Source organism: Thalassospira sp. CA1 (assembly GCF_059052855.1).
The window spans coordinates 558159-578239 of record NZ_JBZCIA010000002.1; the positions used below are offsets into that span (position 1 = coordinate 558159).

Here is a 20081-nt window from a genome sequence, read left to right on the forward strand (position 1 = left end):
GTGTTCGTTCAAACAGGGAAGGAAAAATAGTCATGGCATCTAATCCCAAGACTTCCCACACCGTGACAATGACCGACAATGCCACTGGCAAGTCGTTCGATATGCCGGTGATTGAGGGCAGTGTAGGCCCGTCTGTGATTGACATCCGCAAGCTGTATGCTGAAACCGGATATTTCACCTATGATCCGGGCTTCACTTCGACCGGCTCTTGCCAGTCGGAACTGACCTATATTGATGGCGACGTTGGTATTCTGCGTCACCGCGGTTATGCAATTGATGAACTTGCAGAAAACGCCGACTTCCTCGAAGTCTGCCATCTGCTGCTTTATGGTGAGTTGCCGAATGCCACCGACAAAGCCAAGTTCGAGAATGATATTACCATGCACACCATGGTCCACGAACAGATGCGCAATTTCTATAACGGTTTCCGCCGTGATGCGCATCCGATGGCGATCATGTGCGGCGTTGTTGGCGCATTGTCTGCGTTCTATCATGACAGCACCGACATCAACGATCCGAAGCAGCGGATGATTTCGGCCTATCGCCTGATTGCGAAAATGCCGACCATTGCGGCGATGGCGTACAAATATTCCATCGGTCAGCCGTTCCGTTATCCGAACAACAAGCTCGGTTATGCAGAAAACTTCCTGCAGATGATGTTTGGCAACCCGTGTGAAGACTATGAAGTCAATCCGGTTCTGGCCAAGGCAATGGATCGCATCCTGATCTTGCATGCCGACCACGAACAGAATGCGTCGACCTCGACCGTTCGTCTGGCCGGTTCTTCGGGTGCCAACCCGTTTGCATGTATTGCGGCTGGTATCGCATCCCTTTGGGGTCCGGCACATGGTGGCGCAAACGAAGCCGTTCTGGTCATGCTCAACGAAATCGGCGATGTGAAAAACATCCCGGAATACGTTGCAAAAGCAAAAGACAAGAACGATCCGTTCCGTCTGATGGGCTTTGGTCACCGCGTTTACAAGAACTACGATCCGCGCGCCAAAGTCATGCAGGAAACCTGCCACGAAGTTCTTAAAGAACTCAACATCAGCGACCCGCTGCTTGACGTTGCCCAGGAACTGGAACGCATCGCACGTGAAGACGAGTACTTCATCGAGAAGAAACTCTATCCGAACGTCGACTTCTATTCGGGCATCATCTTCAAGGCGATGGGCATCCCGGTCAGCATGTTCACCGTGCTGTTCGCTGTTGCACGTACCGTTGGCTGGATTTCCCAGTGGAAAGAGATGATCGAAGATCCGTCTCAGAAAATCGGTCGTCCGCGTCAGCTGTTTACCGGTGTTGCAGAACGCCCGTTCGTTCCGGTCGACAAGCGCTAAGCCGCGTCGACATCGACAGATCAAAGAAAAGGCCCGGAATTTTCCGGGCCTTTTTGTATTTGTGAGACAGGATTTCCCTGCCCCACCATATTTCGTATTTCCGGGCTTACCAGCTTCCGGTGTTTTCCATGCTGGCCCACGGTTCAGCCGGGGCGAGGCTTTCGCCTTTTTGCAGGAACTCGATGGAAATGCCGTCCGGGGAACGAACAAACGCCATGCGGCCATCACGCGGCGGACGGTTGATGGTGACACCCGCATCCATCAGTTTCTGGCAAAGCGCATAGATGTCGTCGACTTCATAGGCCAAGTGGCCGAAGTTGCGACCACCAGAATAGCTTTCCGGGTCCCAGTTGTAGGTCAGTTCAAGTTCCGGGGCCTTGACGGATTTGGCACTTTCGACGTCCGCTGGCGGCGCAAGATAGATCAGGGTGAAACGGCCCTGCTCGCTCTCGATCCGGCGGGTCTCTTTCATGCCAAGAAGGTCGCAATAGAATTTCATCGATTCATCGACATTCTCGACACGTACCATCGTGTGCAGGTAGCGCATAACACTCTCCGTTATGAATTGATCAATGCGAAGAAACTAATTGCAATGCGGATTTGATGCCACCCGTAACAGACTATTTTTTGGCGATGATTTTCAAAATCTGCTCGGCAGCCTTTTCGCTGGGCGGTCTGTCACCAAATCCCAGCAAGGTGCAGGCTTTATCAAAACCGTCGATCTGTGCTGCCCGTTCAGGGCTATCAGCCATCAGGGTTTCAAGAACCGGAGTGATCTTTTTGGCTTTGCATTTATCCTGCAGGAACTCGGGGATCAGTTTTTTGCCAAGGACCAGATTAACAATGGTGACGGTATCGATCTTTATCAGGCGTTTGGCAATCCAGCCCGTCACTGCATTGACCTGATAGGCAATGACATGCGGCACACCGGCAATTGCGAGCTCCAGCGAGACGGTGCCTGATGCCGCCAGCGCACAGTCGGCCGCCGAAAACGCATCGTGGCGTTCCTGATCGGTTGCGACAATAATCGGATCGAGTGGCCAGGATTTCATTTCTTCGCTGACGGTGTCGACGACCTTGCTGACCGTTGGCACGACGATGCGTGCATCGGGGTATTTCGCGGCAACATCATCAATGACCTTGCGAAATACCGGAAGGAGGCGTTTGACTTCGGAATTACGGCTTCCGGGCAGAACGGCCAGAAGCTTTTGGTTCGGCGTCAGGCCATGTTGAGCGCGGAACCGCTCACCATCCCCGTCATGGCGTTCTTCGACCGCTGAGTGGCCGATAAAGGTGGTTGGCAGGCCTTCTTTTTCAAAATAAGGCGGTTCAAACGGCAAAAGTGCCAGAAGATGATCGAGAAAACCGGCAATCTTCTTTGCCCGGCCTTCGCGCCAGGCCCAGACCGAGGGGGCGACATAATGCACCAGCGGGATGCCCCTGCCTTTCAGCTTCTTGCCGACCCGAAAGCTGAAATCCGGGGCATCGATGGTAATCACGACATCGGGTTTCTCGGATTTGGCGAAGTCCGCGGTTTGGGAAATGCGTTTGAGCAGATGTGGAATGTGCGGCACGACCTCTGTCAGGCCCATGACCGACATTTCATTCATCGGAAAAAGGCTTTTGAGGCCTTCACGCTCCATGCGCGGACCGCCGACACCGATAAAGCGGATATGATCCTGTTTGGCCTTAAGGGCGGCCATCAGGCGCCCACCCAGTTGATCCCCGGATGCTTCGCCGGCCACAAGCATGATTTTCGGGCCGAGCGGCGCGGTTTCATTCGCCATTTTGGCGTTCCTCGTCTGGCAGGGACAGACCAACGACAAACATGCCCAATGCATCGGCGCGCGCAATCACAGCAGCACGATCAATGATCATCGTACCACCGGCAAGCAATGCGATACCACGCAGGCCAGCCTTATGGGCCTCTTCGACGGTTTTCATGCCGATGGCCGGCAGATCAAGGCGTTTGTCCTGTTGCGGCTTGGCGGACTTTACCAGCACCCCGCCCACACCATCACGGCGGTATTTGGCGGAACGGCGCACCATTTCATCGGTGCCTTCGATCGCCTCAAGGGCCAGAACCAGCCCCTGTTGCACGACACATCCCTGCCCGACGTCGGCCTTCCCAAGTGTGCGGGCGACTGACAGGCCATGGCGGGCATCGGTCATTGCCTGTTCATCGGGATTGACCCCCCCAAGAACGCCTTCCTCAACCGCGAGATCGCCAAGAATTTCATGGGCGCCCAAAAGTCGGAAGCCTTCGCGTTCGAGCTCTTTACCGACAAGGCGAAGCAATCCGTCATCGCCAAGGGCCTTGGTGCCGACTTTCATCAGGAGCTTGGCTGCCCGCCAATCCGGGCGGATCGAAGAAAAGCTGGGGCGTGCGACCTTGCCTGCCAGAACCACGTCCTGGCAGTTTTCCTTGCGCATGGCATCAAGGATTTTCGATGCTGCGCCAAGTCGGGCCGTTACATTCGGGTATTGATCAAGGTCGGTATCATCGGCATAGCCATCAAGTTTGACGATGCAGACATCGCGGCCCATTGAAATGGCAGCGGACGCCAGACGGGCGGGAAGCGCCCCGCCCCCGGCGATAATCCCCAATTTCGGCTGCGGATTATCCTGCGGAGCTGTCATATTTTGGCGTGCATACGGAACGCATGCTTTCCGCTTTGAGGAAATTGATGATTTCCATCACCGGCCCGACGCCCTCAAAATCCTTGGCGACTTCTTCGACACGCTCGGCCAGGGTGCCTTCCTGTGCGAACAGAAGACGATAGGCTTTGCGCAGCGAATGGATGGTTTCACGGTCAAAACCGCGGCGTTTCAGGCCGATGATATTCAGGCCTGAAAGATACGCACGGTTGCCGATGACGGAACCATACGGAATGACGTCGCTTTCGACCCCGGTCATGCCGCCGATCATAGCGTGCTTACCGATACGAACAAACTGGTGAACCGCCGATAGACCGCCAACGATTGCGAAGTCTTCGACCACAACATGGCCCGCAAGCGTGCCGTTATTGACCAGAATACAATGGTTGCCGACATGGCAATCATGCCCGACATGGGCCCCGGTCATCAGAAGGCAATCATCACCGATGGTGGTTTCCATACCACCACCTTCGGTACCCGGATTAAGGGTTGCGCCCTCGCGGATTTTGGTGCGTTTACCAACGATCAGGCGGCTGTGTTCGCCCTTGAATTTCAGGTCCTGCGGGGCATGACCAACAGAGGCAAAGGGATAAACTTCGCACTGATCGCCAAGGGTGGTGTGACCTGCGACGGCCACGTGGCTGTGCAGTTTGACACCATCACCCAAGACAACATTCGGACCGACCACGCTATAGGGTCCGATTTCGACATCCTGACCAATCTGCGCGCCATCTTCGACAACGGCGGTTGGATGTACTTTTGACATTATCAGTTATCCCGGATCATCGCGGCGATGGTTGCCTCGGCAACGACTTGGCCGTCGACCTTGACCTGGCTTTCGAACTTCCAGACCGGGCCACGGCTTTGTTTTTTGGTCACATGGATGTGCATGACGTCACCCGGGGTTACCGGCTTGCGGAAACGGGCATTATCGATGCTCATGAAATAAACCAGCTTGCCTTCGGCATCCGCGCCAAGGGTCTGAACGACCAGGATGGCTGCGGTCTGCGCCATGCTTTCGATGATCAGGACGCCCGGCATGATCGGCTGCTGTGGGAAATGGCCGGTAAATTGCGGCTCGTTCATCGTCACGTTCTTGATGCCGGTGGCACGGACATCGGTTTCGATGTCGATGACCTTGTCGATCAGGAGGAACGGATAGCGATGCGGAATCATTTCCAGAATGCGCTGGATATCGACACTTACCAGTTCGGTCATGTGTGTAGCCCTTATTTCTTTTTTCGTATCAGACGCGACAAGGCGACCGTCTGTTTATGATATTCCATGACCGGAACGGCTGGGCTTCCGCCCACAGTTTCCCCCGGCCCCACATTTTTCATGACACCCGACTGGGCTGCGACTTTCGCGCCATCGCCGATTTCGAGGTGTCCTGTAATGCCTGCCTGACCGGCAAGCACGACAAAATTGCCAATCTTGGTCGAGCCGGAGATCCCGACTTGCGAGACAACAACACAGCCCATGCCAAGTTCAACGTTATGGCCGATTTGCACCAGATTGTCGATACGGCAGCCATTGCCGATAACAGTATCGGGCCCTGCCCCACGGTCAATCGTGCTGTTTGAACCGACTTCGACGTCATTGCCAATGACAACCCGACCCAATTGCGGAACCTTGGCGTGCCCTTGCGGGCCCATGGCAAAGCCAAAGCCGTCCTGGCCGATGCGGGCACCGGGATAAATCAGGCACAGATTGCCAATCAGGCTGTGGCTGATCGAGGCATTCGCACCCACCTTGCAGCCCGCACCGATGACAACCCCGTCACCGATGACAGCATTGGATGCGATGATGGTGCCATCGCCAATTTCGCAATTGGCACCGATGACGGCACCGGCATCGACCTGAACACCCTTGCCAAGCTTGGCAGACGGATCAATGACCGCATGATCGGAAACGATGCCATTGCCGGTTTCGAACGGATAGAACGCGGTTGCGGCCTTGGCATAGGCGCGATAAGGGTCGTTGGTTGCGAACAACACCATGCCTTGTGGTGCGCGCTCGACAAATTCCGGGCGCACGAAGCAGGCGCCGGCCTTGCTGTTGACAAATGCATCAAGGTATTTGCGATTGTCAAAGAAGCTCAGGATATCGCCATCTGCGTTTTGCAGCGGCGAGACGTCCTGAAAGACCCGTGTTTCGTCGGGCGCATTGACCGGCGTTGTTTCCGTCAGCGCGGCGATTTCAGCAACACTGAAGGGTCCCTTGCGGCTAAAAAAACGGGCATCCGCCATCAGGAGCCTTCCTTGAATTCAACCGTGATGGTTGGAACCTCGGCATTTGCGCGATCGAAAACTTCCTTGGTCGCATCCATGGTGGTTGCAAACAGAACGGCTTGACCACGATGCAGGACAAGGTTTGCGCCACGTTCTTCGGCAATGCTTCCGATGATTTCATTCAGCGCTTGCGAGAATTTGGACTGTGCTTCAGCCAGGGCTTGATCAAGAACACGGCTGCGAGCCTGGGCAAATTTCTGGAAATCAGCTACTTTTTGCTGAAATTCCTTCTGTTTCCCCTGGAATACGTCAGCAGCCAGAAGCGTGCGTTGCTGAGCGAGTTGTTTTTCTTCCTCGCGCAGCCCCTGCTCGCGGGTTTCGATTTCCTTTTGATAGGCAACCTGTCGATCGCGGATTTGTTTGCGGGCATCCTGCATGGCAGATGCTTCGCGCATGATGCCGGCGACATCGACAATCATGACGGATGCAAAGTTATCCGGGTTCGGTTCCTGTGCTTGCACGCCAGAAGTTTGAACGGTGAAACCGATCAGGGCAGCGAGAACTAGCAGATTACGGAGCGATGTGATCATTTTCATTAGAATCTCGTTCCGAAGTTAAGTCGGAACAACTCCTCTTTGTCGTGATCTTCTTTTGTGACGGCCTGAGAGATGTCCACACCAATCGGACCAAACGGTGATTCCCAACCTACACCAAAACCGACAGAGCTTCTAAGCGAGCCTGTATCGTAGATTTCGCCCGGACGGGCACCGTCCACTTCCTGCCCCGAGCCGAAATCACTAAACACGCGACCGGTCAGAGCAAACTCCGAAGGCAAACCGAGCGGGAAGTCCATTTGCACGGTTCCGGTATAATAAAGTTTCGATCCTAGAGCGTCGCCTGTTTTAATGTCTCGCGGACCTACGCCAGCGGCTTCAAAACCGCGCAGGTTTGAACCGCCGACCATGAACCGCTGCGAAATGCGGGTATCATCGTCAAAACCAAAGATATAGCCTGTTGAGCCACGGGTGGAGAGAACCCATTCATGCTCGCGATCAAGCGGATAGAAATATCCCCCCTCAATTTGAGTTCTCAAATACGACTCGTCACCACCAACACCAGCCAAATCGTTCGACAGGCGGGCATAGTATCCCTCTGTTGGTGCGATGGTACTATCGCGCTTGTCATAGCTCAGAGTATGGCCAATGGCAGACTCAACAAAGTCGTTATCTTCCGCAAGCAATAGTCGCGAGGCGCTACTGGCATCGATATTTGAGTAGCTATTCTGCTCCAACGTATACCGGAAAGAATGAGAGAGTTCCTCACTATAGCGGAAGCCTGCGCGGAGCCGACCACCTGTCTGCTCTTCATCGTATGAGCTCTCGTCCTGATTATCCTGCTCTCGCCTATAGAGATCAAAGCCAGCAGCAATTTCTCGATCCAGAAAATACGGTTCGGTGAAGGACAGGTCGATCTGCTGATCTGTTGAACCAAGCGTGAAGTTCAGACGCAGATCCTGACCTTTGCCAAGCAGGTTGCGTTCACGCACACCGATCTGACCAAACGCGCCGTTATCCGTTCCGTAGCCCGCGCCAATGGAAAACTCACCGGTCGACTTTTCCTCTACATCGACCTCGATCACTGTCTGATCCGGCGAGGCACCCGGCAGGGTTTTGACGTCAACCGATTTGAAGAAGTTGAGGTTTTCGATGCGTTGCTTGGAGCGCTGCATCTTGGAGCTGCTGAATGCATCGCCTTCGACCAGGCGGAATTCGCGACGGATGACTTCATCCAAGGTGCGGACGTTGCCGACAACGTTGATGCGTTCGACATAGACCTTTGGTCCTTCGGAGATATTGAAGGTGATGTCAATGGTGCCGGTTTCGCGGTTGCGCTGCACGTTCGGACGGATATCAATGAAGGCATAGCCCTGATCCCCGACACTGTCGGTCAAAGCATCAACCGCATCGTCCACGAGGTTGGCGTTGTACCATTCACCGCTTTCAATCTCGATCAGCGGCATCAGGGTTTCCGGATCGATCTTGTCGATCTGTGAGACGACATTGATCTCGCCAAACTGATAGCGCTGCCCCTCGCTCACCGTGTAGGTGACAAAGAAATCCGAGCGATCAGGCGTCAGCTCGGCAACCGATGAGAGAACCTGAAAATCAGCATAGCCGGCAGAAAGGTAAAACCGGCGCAGGAGTTCACGGTCAAAGGTCACGCGGTCGGGATCGTAGTTATCGTCCGCCGTCAGGATCTTCCACCAGGCACTTTCTGTCGTGCGGATCACGTCAGACAGCTCACCGTCGTCAAAGGCCTTGTTGCCAACAAAGTTGATCTTGCGGATACCAGTGGCATCCCCTTCATCAATCTCGAACGCCAGATCGACACGGTTCTGGTCAAGCTGGATGACCTTGGGCTCAACCGTTGCGGCGAAACGTCCGCTACGACGATAGAGTTCGAGGATACGCTGGACGTCGGCCTGCACCTTGGTGCGGGTGTAAACAACCCGCGGGCGCAACTGCAATTCGGCACTCAGGGTGTCGTCTTTAAGGCGCTGGTTTCCTTCAAACGCAATGCGGTTGATGATCGGGTTTTCAACGACATTGACCCGCAAAATTCCCTGATTGAAAGAGAAGGATACGTCGGCAAACAGGCCGGTTGAGAAAAGCGCCTTGAGCGAACTGTTGATTTTCTGGATGTCGTAGGAATCGCCCGGTGCGACGGTGAGGTATGCATTCACCGTCGCCGTTTCGATACGATTATTGCCTTCGACTTCAATATCGCGAATCAGACCCGATTGGGCATGCACAGCCACAGGAACAATCAATGGCGCCGTTCCGCCAAGCAAGGCCGTAATGACAACGGCCGCTTTTACCTTACGCAGCAAGTTAACCCCCCTGTTGCTGTCATGCATTAGCCAGCAAGTCCTTTGAGGAAACTAAAGACACCCAATTGCGTCAAATCGTTCCACGTTGCGAAAATTATTAAGCTGAATACCAAACCCGCGCCGATACGGAAACCATATTCTTGTGCTTTTGCCCCCAATGGCTTACCGCGAATTGCCTCAATCGCGTAGAACACAAGATGACCACCATCCAGGACCGGAACAGGCATCAAGTTGATCAACCCAAGGCTGATGGAAAGATAGCCCATAAAGAACAGAAGCGGTGCGATGCCCCCTTCGGCCACCTGCCCCGACATTTGCGCGATCCGGATCGGCCCGCCCAGTTCAGAGCTATCACGATCACCACTGATCATTTCACCGAGCGCCGAGAAGGTCTGGGTGGTCAGTGAATAGGTGGTCTCGAACGCGCGACCGACCGATTCCACAACCCCGGTGCGGCTCGTCTCAAAGTCACCAGCGGTGATGCCAAGGCGTCCAACGGTCGCGGTCATACCACCCTCGCCGACTTCGACGGCTTCGGGCGTTACGGCAAGATCAACGATTTCACTGTCGCGTTGGACCGTGACGGAAATCGGTTGCCCGGGATTTGCACGCACAATGTCAGAAAGCTCAGAAAACCATTCAACCGACTGACCGTTGATCGCCGTGATGCGGTCATCAGCCATCAGGCCAGCAACAGATGCCGGGCTGTTTTCAAGAACCTCGCCAACAACCGGCAAGGCACGCTGTTGTCCGACAGCAGCAAACAGGAAGGTAAAGACGATAATGGCAAAGATGAAGTTGGCCAAAGGTCCGGCAAAAACGATGGCCGCGCGCGCGGCAACCCCTTTGTGATGGAAGGCGTGTTTTGCTTCTTCGGCGTCAAGGTCATCGCGACCGCCCGCACTGGCAGGGTTCATGTCGCCAAACATTTTGACGTAACCGCCAAGCGGGATCAGGCTGACTTTCCAGCGCGTGCCTTTTTTATCCTGCCAACCGAAAAGTTCGGGACCAAACCCGATTGAAAAGGCTTCGACCTTCACGCCGTTTTTGATTGCCACCCAGTAGTGACCATATTCGTGAACGAACACGAGTACCGAGAGCACAAAAAGAAAAGCAAGTAAGGTTTCCATCAAGAATTCCCTAAGCCGGTGAAACCGGCAGTTTCAATCTAAGAAGCCGACACAAGACACGCCGAGGTTTCCCGGCGCACCATTGCGTCTGTTTCAAATACCTGTTCAAGGCTGGTCAGCGGTTCGCTTCCAAGCCTTGTCATGACCTTTTCGACAGTCGCGGCGATTTCAAGGAAGCCGATTCTGTCATTAAGGAACGCTTCGACGGCGACTTCGTTGGCAGCGTTCAGAACAGTAGGCAGCGTGCCACCTTCCTGCAAGGCCTGTCGAGCCAGACGAAGAGCCGGGAAACGATTTGTATCCGGCGCCTCGAAGTTCAAACGCCCGATCGTGGCAAAATCAAGACGCGGTGCGTCCACTTTGATCCGATCCGGCCATGAAAGCGCATAAGCAATTGGCGTCCGCATATCCGGAGACCCCAGTTGTGCGAGCACGGATCCATCAGGATATTCTACCATGCTGTGAACAACTGATTGAGGATGAACAACAATTTCAATTTGTTCCTCGGTCACCGGGAACAGGTGCCAAGCCTCTATCAGCTCCAACCCTTTGTTCATCATGGTCGCAGAATCGATAGAAATCTTTGCACCCATTTCCCAATTCGGGTGTGCCAAAGCCTGTACCCGGGTGACAGATTGCATGTCCTTCAACGACCATTCCCGGAATGGACCGCCCGACGCGGTCAGAAGGATACGGTCGATGCGCGTTTCTTCGCGATCCTCGAGAACTTGGAAAATTGCGCTATGTTCGGAATCAACCGGGATCAGGGTTGCACCATGCCTGGAAATTTCCGCCGTCATCAGGGCGCCGGCACAGACCAGTGTTTCCTTATTGGCAAGTCCGATGCGCGCACCGCGACGAATGGCCGCGAGCGTCGGTTTCAGGCCAGCTGCCCCAACAATTGCGGCAATGACGATATCAGAGGGACGTTCGGCAGCCTCGATCAGCGCGTCTTCGCCGGCCGCGATTTCAATACTCTTCCCCGCCAGAGCATCGCGAAGGTCAGCAAAACAGGAAGGATCGCCGATCACGGCGCATTTGGCACCAAGTTCGATGGCGGCCTTGGCCAATGCATCGACATTGCGATGCGCCGTTACAGCTTCGACAACATATTTGTCAGTGTGGGACTTCAAAACATCAACGGTGCTGGCCCCGATGGAACCGGTAACACCAAAGACACTGACGGATTTCTTCAAAGTCATCAAACACCTGTAAAGACAGCAGCCCGAGGATCGGCCGCCTTAACGCAGAGAAAGCCCTGCGAAACAGATAATAGCAAAGGCCACAGGAAACACCGACAACATCCCGTCAGCACGATCAAGCAATCCGCCATGGCCCGGGATCAGGTGACTGCTGTCCTTGACCTTGAAACGACGTTTGAGCGCGGATTCACCAAGATCACCGATTTGGGCAATGATCGCCAAAACCATACTGACAGCGACAATCGCCCAATTGATCGCATCGGAACTGAAATAGGTGACCAATCCGCCAATCAAACCGGCACAGACCATGCCACCGATCAACCCCGCCCATGTTTTCTTCGGGCTGAAGCGTGGTGCGAGTTTTGGGCCGCCAATGGTCTTGCCAAAAGCATAACCGCCTGTGTCGGTCGCCCAGACAAGGAAGAACAGCCACATAATGATCAGAAGACCGTCGCCATCCTGAGTGCGCAGCCAAAGCGCTGACAGGGCAGCAACCGAGATGTACAAAACGCCAAACCCGGCAAGCAACCAGTTGGGGCCCGAACGGGCCGCAGCAATAATCACACCGATGGCAATCGGCATGACAATGTATTCTTCCTGACCAGCGACATACATTATCATCGCAACCGCAAGCGCAACGGCGGTAACAACCGATATGCCGTTATGGTGGTTCGGGGCGCACATCCGCGACCATTCCCACATCATGCCCGCAGAAAACACAAACAGTAATATGTCAAAATAGGGAGATCCGAACCAGACCGCCGCAACAGCCACAGGCGCCATAACCATCGCGGAAAGAACGCGTGGTATCAGGCCGGAATTGGTATCTTTTTGATCTTGTGTCTCAGATGACGGCACCAAAACGCCGCTCCCGCCCGGCAAAATTATCGATAGCTTTTTCGAGGTGGCTGCGATCAAAGTCCGGCCAAAGCACATCTTCAAAGACGAATTCAGTATAGGCCGACTGCCAGAGCAAGAAGTTACTGATCCGCTGTTCGCCGCTGGTTCGGATCAGAAGATCCGGGTCCGGAATACCGGCTGTCGACAAGTTTTGTTCGATCAGGTCTTCGGTAATCTCGTCGGCGGACAGTTCGCCTGCGGCAACCTTGGCGGCAATATCGCGTACAGCCTGCGTGATTTCAGCACGCGCACCATAGCTCAGTGCGATGGTCAGGTTCAGGCGCGTATTGTCGCGTGTTTGATCTTCGGCCTTGGCCAGAAGTTCACGGATATCATCAGCAAAACGCGAACGATCGCCAATAATGCGAATTTTGATACCATTCTTGTGCAAAGTGGATAATTCGCGCTTCACGAACAGGCGCAGCAAACCCATCAGATCGCTGACTTCGCTTTCCGGACGCTTCCAGTTCTCGGTCGAGAAGCCATAAAGCGTCAGATACTCGATCCCAAGTTCGCCTGCGGCTTCGATGGTGCGACGGACGGCATCAACACCGGCGCGATGCCCCATCGTCCGCGGTCGGCCGCGCCCGCGCGCCCAGCGCCCGTTGCCATCCATGATGATGGCAACATGACGCGGCACACAAAGCGCATCTGAAGGTTGAGTTTGCGAAGAAAGCACAGCCATAATCAGACTTGCATGATTTCCTGTTCTTTGTGGGCGAGTGCTTCGTCGATCTCGCCGATGACCTTGTCGGTCAGCTTCTGGACTTCTTTTTCTTCGTCGTGCATCTCGTCCTTGGAGATGTCACCGTCCTTTTCCCATTTTTTCAGCTGATCCATGCCATCGCGACGGACGTTACGAACCGAAATCTTGGCCTGCTCGGCATATTTGCCAGCAACCTTGGAAAGTTCGGTACGACGTTCTTCGTTAAGTGCCGGGATCGGAACGCGAACAAGCGTGCCATCAGCAGCCGGGTTCAGGCCAAGGCCCGAATCACGGATGGCTTTTTCGACGGCCTTGACCATCGACTTGTCCCAAACCTGAACCGAAAGCATACGGGATTCTGGAACACTGACCGATGCCACCTGATTAAGCGGGGTCGGAACGCCATAGGCTTCAACCATGACCGGTTCCAGAAGGCTCACACTGGCGCGCCCGGTACGCAGACCGGTGAACTCCTTGTGCAATACTTCCACAGCCCCTTCCATACGGCGGGACAGGTCCTTTTTTAGGCCAGCAACGTCAGACACGTTCAGTCTCCATTCGAAATAATCGTAAACGTCCCCTTCGCAGAAACAACGTCTGCGAAGGCACCCGGATTATGCAAAGAAAATACAATAACCGGAATATCATTTTCGCGTGCCAAAGAAATAGCCGATGCGTCCATAACACGCAAATCTTTGGACAGAACTTCCATATAGGTCAGAGAGTCATAGCGTTCTGCCGTCGGGTCAGTTTTCGGATCCGCAGTGTAGACACCGTCAACCTGAGTACCCTTGAGCAACGCATCACAACCCATTTCAACCGCGCGCAAGGCAGCAGCAGTATCGGTGGTGAAGAACGGGTTGCCGGTGCCCGCAGCAAAGATCACAACCCGGCCCTTTTCCATGTGACGGACCGCGCGGCGGCGCACATAGGGTTCACAGACAGAAGACATCGGGATGGCGGACTGAACGCGGGTCTGAACGCCGTGGCGTTCCAACGCGTTCTGAACAGCAAGAGCGTTCATGATGGTCGCCAGCATGCCCATATAGTCGGCGGTGGCGCGTTCCATGCCCTGGGAGGCACCTTTGACACCGCGGAAGATGTTCCCGCCGCCGATCACCATGCAGACTTCAGCACCCATGTCATGAACGGCTTTGATTTCGCTGGCAATCCGGTCAACAGTTTCTGGATCGATACCGTATTGCTGTTTACCCAAAAGCCCCTCGCCCGAGAGCTTCAAAAGGACGCGACGAAACTTCAATGGGCCGTTTTCTGCCATGTCGGATTGCCTCTTAAATGCCGATGTAACGCATTGCCCGAACGCGGGAAATGCAGAATTCAGATATAAAAAGACCGGCGAGTAACAGGGCGGATATGCGCTGCCGACCTCGCCGGTCTGGATCATACACGAAATGGTGGCAAACGCACCATTCCGAACAGATGTTTTATTTGTTCAGCTGCTCAGCAACTTCGGCAGCAAAGTCTTTTTCTTCGCGTTCGATGCCTTCACCGAGTTCGAAGCGAACAAAGCCCTTAAGGGTGATCGGCTTGCCAGCTTCTTTGGCAGCGTTCTCAATCACGGTTTTGACTTTGTTTTCACCGTCAATCACGAAGGTCTGTTCAACCAGAACAACCTGCTCGTAATATTTACGGATACGACCTTCGATCATCTTTTCGATGATTTCTGCCGGACGGCCGGATTCTTTGGCCTGTTCGGTCAGAACAGCTTTTTCACGCTCTACCAGTTCCGGATCAAGATCATCGACGGTTGCCGATGCCGGGTTGGTTGCAGCAATGTGCATCGCGATCTGTTTGCCAAGGCCTTCGAGAACGCCAGCGTCTGCTTCGGATTCAAGCGCTACCAGAACACCGATCTTACCCAGATCAGTGGCAACAGCGGAGTGAACGTAGGAAGCAACAACACCTTTGTCGACAGCCAGACCAGCCGAGCGACGCAGCGACATGTTTTCGCCGATGGTGGCGATCATGTGGGTGACCTGCTCTTCAACGTTACGCGAGGTACCCGGGTAAGCAGCAGCTTTGAGGGCATCGATATCGCCGTTAGCAGCAACCGCCTGATTTGCGATTTCGCCAACAAATTTCTGGAAGTCTTCGTTACGCGAAACGAAGTCGGTCTCGGAGTTCAGCTCGACAACTGCACCTTTGGTGCCGTCAACTGCAACAGCAACCAGACCTTCGGCAGCAACACGGCCAGCTTTCTTGGCGGCAGCAGCAAGACCTTTGGTGCGCAGCCAGTCAACAGCTGCTTCAAGGTTACCATCGGTTTCGGACAGCGCTTTTTTGCAATCCATCATGCCAGCGCCGGTGGTTTCGCGAAGCTCTTTAACGAGAGCAGCGGTAATAGCCATTTTTAAAGCCCCTAAGTACGCGATCAGGTTAACACCTAACAAAACGGCGGCATGCTAGCCGCCGTTTCATCAGGTACAAAATGAAACTTATGCGGAAGCTTCTTCTGCAGCTTCGGAAGCAGCAGCTGCCTCGGCCGGAACTTCTTCCGCTTCGCCAAGGTCTGCGCCAGAAGCAGTCATTTCTTCCTGGATGCCGTCCAGAACGGAACCAACGAACAGATCGCAATACAGCTGGATTGCGCGGATCGCGTCGTCGTTGCCCGGAACCGGGAACTGAACGTTTGCCGGATCAGAGTTGGAGTCGAGGATCGCAACAACCGGGATGTTCAGGTTTTTGGCATCCTGAATAGCAAGCGATTCTTTGTTGGTGTCGACCACGACGATAATGTCGGGAAGACCACCCATGTCCTTAATACCGCCAAGAGCGCGCTCAAGCTTGTCGCGCGAACGGGTCAGGTTCAGGATTTCTTTTTTGGTCAGACCTTCTGCACCAGCGTTCAGTATCTCGTCCTGTTCTTTGAGGCGCTTGATCGAGTTGGAAACGGTGTTCCAGTTGGTCAGCATGCCGCCGAGCCAGCGATGGTTCACATAGTACTGGCCGCAACGCTTTGCAGCGTCTGCGATGATCGGGGAAGCCTGACGCTTGGTACCGACGAAGAGAACACGACCACCCGAAGCGGTTACGTCACGAACAGCCTGCATCGCGCGATGCAGCATCGGAACGGTTTCCTGCAGGTTCAGGATGTGAATGTCGTTGCGGGCACCAAAGATGTACGGTTTCATCTTCGGGTTCCAACGGCGGGTGTGGTGACCAAAGTGGACACCAGCTTCCATGAGCTGGCGCATGGTAAAGGTTGGCAAAGCCATGATAATTCCTACCTTTTTCCGGTTAATACCTCCGCGGAAGGGAATTCCATACACCATGTATGAAACACCGGATGGACGAGTTGCCATATGACGGCAGTCGCCGCTCTTCCGCGTGCGATGTTCGGGCGGGTTTTAATCCCCTCAGCGAGAGATTGCAACCCCTAAAATGCGCACAAATGTGCGGTTCTCAACAGTTCCGACGGACGATACGCGCCAACCAGATGAAATCATCAGATTTCTTCGGCAAATTCCACACCTGGAATCGCGCCAATTGCGCCGATCAACGATGGCCCGACCTTGTAGTTTTCTTCAAGCTCGATCTCGGCCATGCGACCGTCATCACAGACCGTTGACAGACTGACAAGACCACGCCCCCGCCCCGCCTGTTCAAGCAACTGACGGATTTCCGCGACGGGATCAGGACGGTTCAGGCGAATGCGAATGCCTTCGGCCGCACCGGCGACTGCCTGTTCGAGGTCTTCGACGCGCTGGCCCTGAATGCGCAGTTGGCCTTCGCGCATTTCAGCAGAAACGTTAAGTAATACCGGGCGTCCGGCATTGATGATTTCCTTGTATGCCGCCCATGCCTCGGCCCAGAAGGCGACTTCGAAACTGCCGGTCGGGTCAGAGAACATGACAAAGGCGAATTTCGAGCCATTCTTTTTCGAGATCATTTCACGTGCGTTGATCAGGGTTCCGGCCAGACGGATGGTGCCCTTGTTTGATGCACGCATGCGGGCCGGCAATTCCTTGATCTGGGCGATGCCGATGCGCTGGATGCTTTTGCCAAATGTATCAAGCGGATGGGCCGACAGATAGAAACCAATAGCCGAGAATTCCTCGGTCAGTTTTTCCATCGGCACCCAGTCACGTTCATCAGGCAGACGGATCTGATCCTTGCCAAAGCCGCTGCTGTCGCCAAACATCGAAATCTGATCATCGTTACGCGCATGCATTTCGCGCTGGGCAACGGCGATGACCTTGTCGACATTCTCAAACATGACCTTGCGGTTGGACGCCAGGCAATCCAGCGCCCCTGCGCGTACAAGGTTTTCAAGCAGGCGTTTGTTGACCGCGCGGCTATCAATGCGCGATGCGAAATCGGTGATGTCCTTGAACGGTCCGTTGGCTTCGCGTTCGGCCACCAGACTTTCCATCGCGGCATCGCCGACATTTCGAACAGCGGCCAGCGCATAACGGATCTTGCGCACGCCATCGTGGTTTTCCACCGAAAACGCGACTTGGGAATTGTTGACACATGGCGGCAGGATTTCGATTTCAAGCCGTTCGACTTCCTGTTTGAAAATCGCCAGCTTTTCGGTGTTGTGCATATCAAGCGTCATCAAGGCGGCCATAAATTCGACCGGGTAATTCGCCTTAAGATATGCCGTCTGATAGGCCACCAGCGCATAGGCCGCCGCGTGGGATTTGTTAAAGCCGTAGGATGCGAATTTAGCGACCTGATCGAAGATGTCAGACGCCTGTCCGCGATCAACGCCGTTCTTTTCCGCGCCATCGACAAACAGGCTACGCTGTTTTTCCATTTCCTCGGCGATTTTCTTACCCATTGCACGACGCAACAGGTCAGCACCACCAAGCGAATAGCCCGCCATGATCTGGGCAAGTTCCATGACTTGCTCCTGATAGATCATGATGCCATAGGTTTCTTCGAGGATCGGCTGCAACATCGGGTGCATATAGTCAGGTTCTTCCTGACCGTGCTTACGCGCGATGTAATGCGGAATGTTATCCATCGGCCCCGGACGATACAGCGCCACGACAGCGATAATATCTTCGAGCGTATCGGGCTTTAGCCCGCGCAAGACGTCCTGCATGCCCTGGGATTCAAGCTGGAACACGCCGACGGTTTCGGCGGCTGACAGGAGCTTGAAGGCCGGGCGATCATCAAGGGGAATTGCACTGATATCAAAATCTTGCGGAACGTCTTTTCGAAGACGCATCAAGTTGACGGCCTCGATAATCACCGTCAGCGTCTTAAGACCCAGGAAGTCGAACTTCACCAGACCGGCATTTTCAACATACTTCATGTTGAACTGGGTAACCGGCATGTCCGAACGCGGATCGCGATAGATCGGGACCAGTTCATCAAGGTCACGGTCACCAATCACGACGCCTGCCGCGTGGGTCGATGAGTTACGATAAAGGCCTTCGATCTGCATGGCGATTGACAGCAGGCGATCAATATCCGGGTCCTCGCGCGCAATGCGGCGAAGGTCCGGTTCCATATCAATGGCTTCTTTCAGCGGGATCGGCTTGGCCGGATCGCCCGGGATCATTTTACAGATCTTGTCGACATAACCATACGGGATCGACAAAACGCGCCCGACGTCACGCACAGCGGCCTTTGCCTGCAATTTACCAAAGGTAATGATCTGTGCGACGCGGTCGTGACCGTACTTTTTCTGAACGTATTCGATCACCTCGCCGCGCCGGTCCTGACAGAAGTCGACGTCAAAGTCAGGCATCGACACACGTTCCGGGTTCAGGAAGCGTTCGAACAGAAGCGAAAAGCGCAGCGGATCAAGGTCGGTAATCAAAAGCGCATAGGCCACCAGCGACCCCGCACCCGAACCACGCCCCGGGCCGACCGGGATTTCATGATCCTTGGCCCACTGGATGAAGTCGGCAACGATCAGGAAGTATCCCGGGAAGCCCATCTGATTGATGATACCCAGTTCGTAATCAAGGCGTTCCCAGTAAGGCTTGGCGATTTCTTCCTTTTCCGCATCCGACATTTCATCGGTGAAGACGTATTTTTCGAGACGACCTTTCAGGCCCTCTTCAGACATGTGGCGGAGTTCGTCGACCTCTGTCCGGCCTTCGCCGCAATCAAAGGGCGGCAAGATCGGATCGATCTTCTCAACGTGCCAAGAACAACGCTTGGCGATCAAAATCGTGTTGTCGCAGGCCTCAGGAATGTCGGCGAACAGATCGCGCATTTCAGCCGCCGACTTGAAGCGGTGATCCGGGGTCAATTTCCAGCGGTCTTCCTGACCAACAACCGCCCCCTGCCCGACGCAGATAAAAACGTCATGGGCTTCGTACATATCGACCGTCGGGAAATAGCAGTTATTGGTCGCGACCAGCGGCACATCATGATCATAGGCCAACTTGATCAGGCCGGGTTCGACCTGTTCTTCAAGCGGTTCGCCATGGCGCTGCAATTCGATGTAAAGGCGGTCACCAAAGATGTCCTTAAGTTCGGATAAGCAGCTTTCGGCCTTGTCGAGCTGTTCTTCACCCAACAAACGCGCAAGAGGCCCGGTCGGCCCACCGGTCAGGCAGATGATGTGGTCGGCATATTTGCGGATATGTTCGTAAAGGGCTTTTGGCTCGCTGCCGGCTTCGGACGTCATGTGGGCGCGCGAAACGATTTTCAGCAGGTTGAAATAGCCTTCCTTGTTCTGGGCAATCAGAACAAGGCGGTCGGGCATCGGTTCGCGGGCGATTTTGCCAACAGCGGGTTTGTCGCCGTAACGCTCCACGCCCATCTGCACGCCAAGGATCGGCTGAATGCCGGCACCACTCAGCGCACCGGCGAAATCCAGGGCGCCGAACATGTTGTCGGTATCGGTCATAGCAACGGCAGGTTGGCCGTCAGCTGCACAGAGTTTGGCAAGCTCCTTGGTCGTGATCGCACCTTCGGCCAGCGAATAGTTGGTGTGTACACGAAGATGGACGAAACCGTTTTCCATCGGAGCCAGACCTCTGAAATATAACAAAAATGCAGGATTGCCGCGCCCATCACAGGCGCGGTAAAACCAGCT

The 20081-nt window shown here is 54.6% G+C and carries 18 protein-coding genes; 1 reads left to right on the forward strand and 17 read right to left on the reverse strand.

Annotated elements, in window-relative coordinates:
- Window positions 1-32 precede the first annotated feature (32 nt).
- Window positions 33-1340 carry a citrate synthase gene (locus AC5Q5A_RS06725; protein ID WP_040823987.1) on the forward strand — a complete coding sequence of 436 codons (1308 nt, stop codon included), beginning with the start codon at window positions 33-35 and terminating at the stop codon, window positions 1338-1340.
- A gap of 106 nt (window positions 1341-1446) precedes the next feature.
- On the opposite strand, the gene AC5Q5A_RS06730 is transcribed toward AC5Q5A_RS06725, so the two are convergent.
- The 17 genes from AC5Q5A_RS06730 to dnaE all read right to left on the reverse strand — a co-directional run bounded on the left by AC5Q5A_RS06730 (window position 1447) and on the right by dnaE (window position 20009).
- On the reverse strand, window positions 1447-1887 hold the full coding sequence (locus AC5Q5A_RS06730) for a VOC family protein (protein WP_008891191.1): 441 nt from the start codon (window positions 1885-1887) through the stop codon (window positions 1447-1449).
- Window positions 1888-1960: 73 nt separating this feature from the next.
- Window positions 1961-3127, reverse strand: a complete 1167-nt coding sequence (lpxB, locus tag AC5Q5A_RS06735; RefSeq protein WP_493894748.1) for a lipid-A-disaccharide synthase — start codon at window positions 3125-3127, stop codon at window positions 1961-1963.
- A complete protein-coding gene (locus AC5Q5A_RS06740; RefSeq protein WP_493894749.1) occupies window positions 3117-3980 on the reverse strand; it encodes an LpxI family protein in 864 nt (287 codons plus the stop codon). The genes lpxB and AC5Q5A_RS06740 overlap by 11 nt, the downstream gene beginning before the upstream one ends.
- Window positions 3961-4764, reverse strand: coding sequence for an acyl-ACP--UDP-N-acetylglucosamine O-acyltransferase (gene lpxA, locus AC5Q5A_RS06745; protein ID WP_493894750.1), 804 nt, complete (start codon window positions 4762-4764; stop codon window positions 3961-3963). Before lpxA ends, AC5Q5A_RS06740 begins: the two co-directional genes overlap by 20 nt.
- A 2-nt stretch (window positions 4765-4766) precedes the next feature.
- Window positions 4767-5216 carry a 3-hydroxyacyl-ACP dehydratase FabZ gene (fabZ, locus tag AC5Q5A_RS06750; protein WP_008891195.1) on the reverse strand — a complete coding sequence of 150 codons (450 nt, stop codon included), beginning with the start codon at window positions 5214-5216 and terminating at the stop codon, window positions 4767-4769.
- An 11-nt stretch (window positions 5217-5227) separates the two neighbouring features.
- Window positions 5228-6247, reverse strand: a complete 1020-nt coding sequence (gene lpxD / locus AC5Q5A_RS06755) for a UDP-3-O-(3-hydroxymyristoyl)glucosamine N-acyltransferase (protein WP_493894751.1) — start codon at window positions 6245-6247, stop codon at window positions 5228-5230.
- Window positions 6247-6825 carry an OmpH/Skp family outer membrane protein gene (locus AC5Q5A_RS06760; RefSeq protein WP_493894752.1) on the reverse strand — a complete coding sequence of 193 codons (579 nt, stop codon included), beginning with the start codon at window positions 6823-6825 and terminating at the stop codon, window positions 6247-6249. Before AC5Q5A_RS06760 ends, lpxD begins: the two co-directional genes overlap by 1 nt.
- Window positions 6825-9119: an outer membrane protein assembly factor BamA gene (bamA, locus tag AC5Q5A_RS06765; RefSeq protein ID WP_493894753.1), complete on the reverse strand. Its 2295-nt coding sequence runs from the start codon at window positions 9117-9119 to the stop codon at window positions 6825-6827. The genes AC5Q5A_RS06760 and bamA overlap by 1 nt, the downstream gene beginning before the upstream one ends.
- 26 nt (window positions 9120-9145) lie before the next feature.
- Window positions 9146-10249 (reverse strand): RIP metalloprotease RseP, encoded by a 1104-nt coding sequence (gene rseP / locus AC5Q5A_RS06770; RefSeq protein WP_493894754.1) that lies wholly within the window; start codon window positions 10247-10249, stop codon window positions 9146-9148.
- A 38-nt stretch (window positions 10250-10287) separates the two neighbouring features.
- Window positions 10288-11451 (reverse strand): 1-deoxy-D-xylulose-5-phosphate reductoisomerase, encoded by a 1164-nt coding sequence (locus AC5Q5A_RS06775; protein ID WP_493894755.1) that lies wholly within the window; start codon window positions 11449-11451, stop codon window positions 10288-10290.
- Between the two features lie 39 nt (window positions 11452-11490).
- Window positions 11491-12309, reverse strand: a complete 819-nt coding sequence (locus tag AC5Q5A_RS06780; protein ID WP_493894756.1) for a phosphatidate cytidylyltransferase — start codon at window positions 12307-12309, stop codon at window positions 11491-11493.
- A complete protein-coding gene (locus tag AC5Q5A_RS06785) occupies window positions 12296-13036 on the reverse strand; it encodes an isoprenyl transferase (protein ID WP_008891202.1) in 741 nt (246 codons plus the stop codon). Before AC5Q5A_RS06785 ends, AC5Q5A_RS06780 begins: the two co-directional genes overlap by 14 nt.
- Before the next feature lie 2 nt (window positions 13037-13038).
- A complete protein-coding gene (gene frr / locus AC5Q5A_RS06790; RefSeq protein WP_008891203.1) occupies window positions 13039-13602 on the reverse strand; it encodes a ribosome recycling factor in 564 nt (187 codons plus the stop codon).
- Window positions 13603-13604: 2 nt separating this feature from the next.
- On the reverse strand, window positions 13605-14336 hold the full coding sequence (pyrH, locus tag AC5Q5A_RS06795; RefSeq protein ID WP_040824079.1) for a UMP kinase: 732 nt from the start codon (window positions 14334-14336) through the stop codon (window positions 13605-13607).
- A 166-nt stretch (window positions 14337-14502) separates the two neighbouring features.
- Window positions 14503-15426 (reverse strand): translation elongation factor Ts, encoded by a 924-nt coding sequence (tsf, locus tag AC5Q5A_RS06800; protein ID WP_008891205.1) that lies wholly within the window; start codon window positions 15424-15426, stop codon window positions 14503-14505.
- 87 nt (window positions 15427-15513) lie between these two features.
- Window positions 15514-16293 carry a 30S ribosomal protein S2 gene (gene rpsB / locus AC5Q5A_RS06805; protein ID WP_008891206.1) on the reverse strand — a complete coding sequence of 260 codons (780 nt, stop codon included), beginning with the start codon at window positions 16291-16293 and terminating at the stop codon, window positions 15514-15516.
- Window positions 16294-16523: 230 nt separating this feature from the next.
- On the reverse strand, window positions 16524-20009 hold the full coding sequence (gene dnaE / locus AC5Q5A_RS06810) for a DNA polymerase III subunit alpha (protein ID WP_493894757.1): 3486 nt from the start codon (window positions 20007-20009) through the stop codon (window positions 16524-16526).
- Between the last annotated feature and the right edge of the window lie 72 nt (window positions 20010-20081).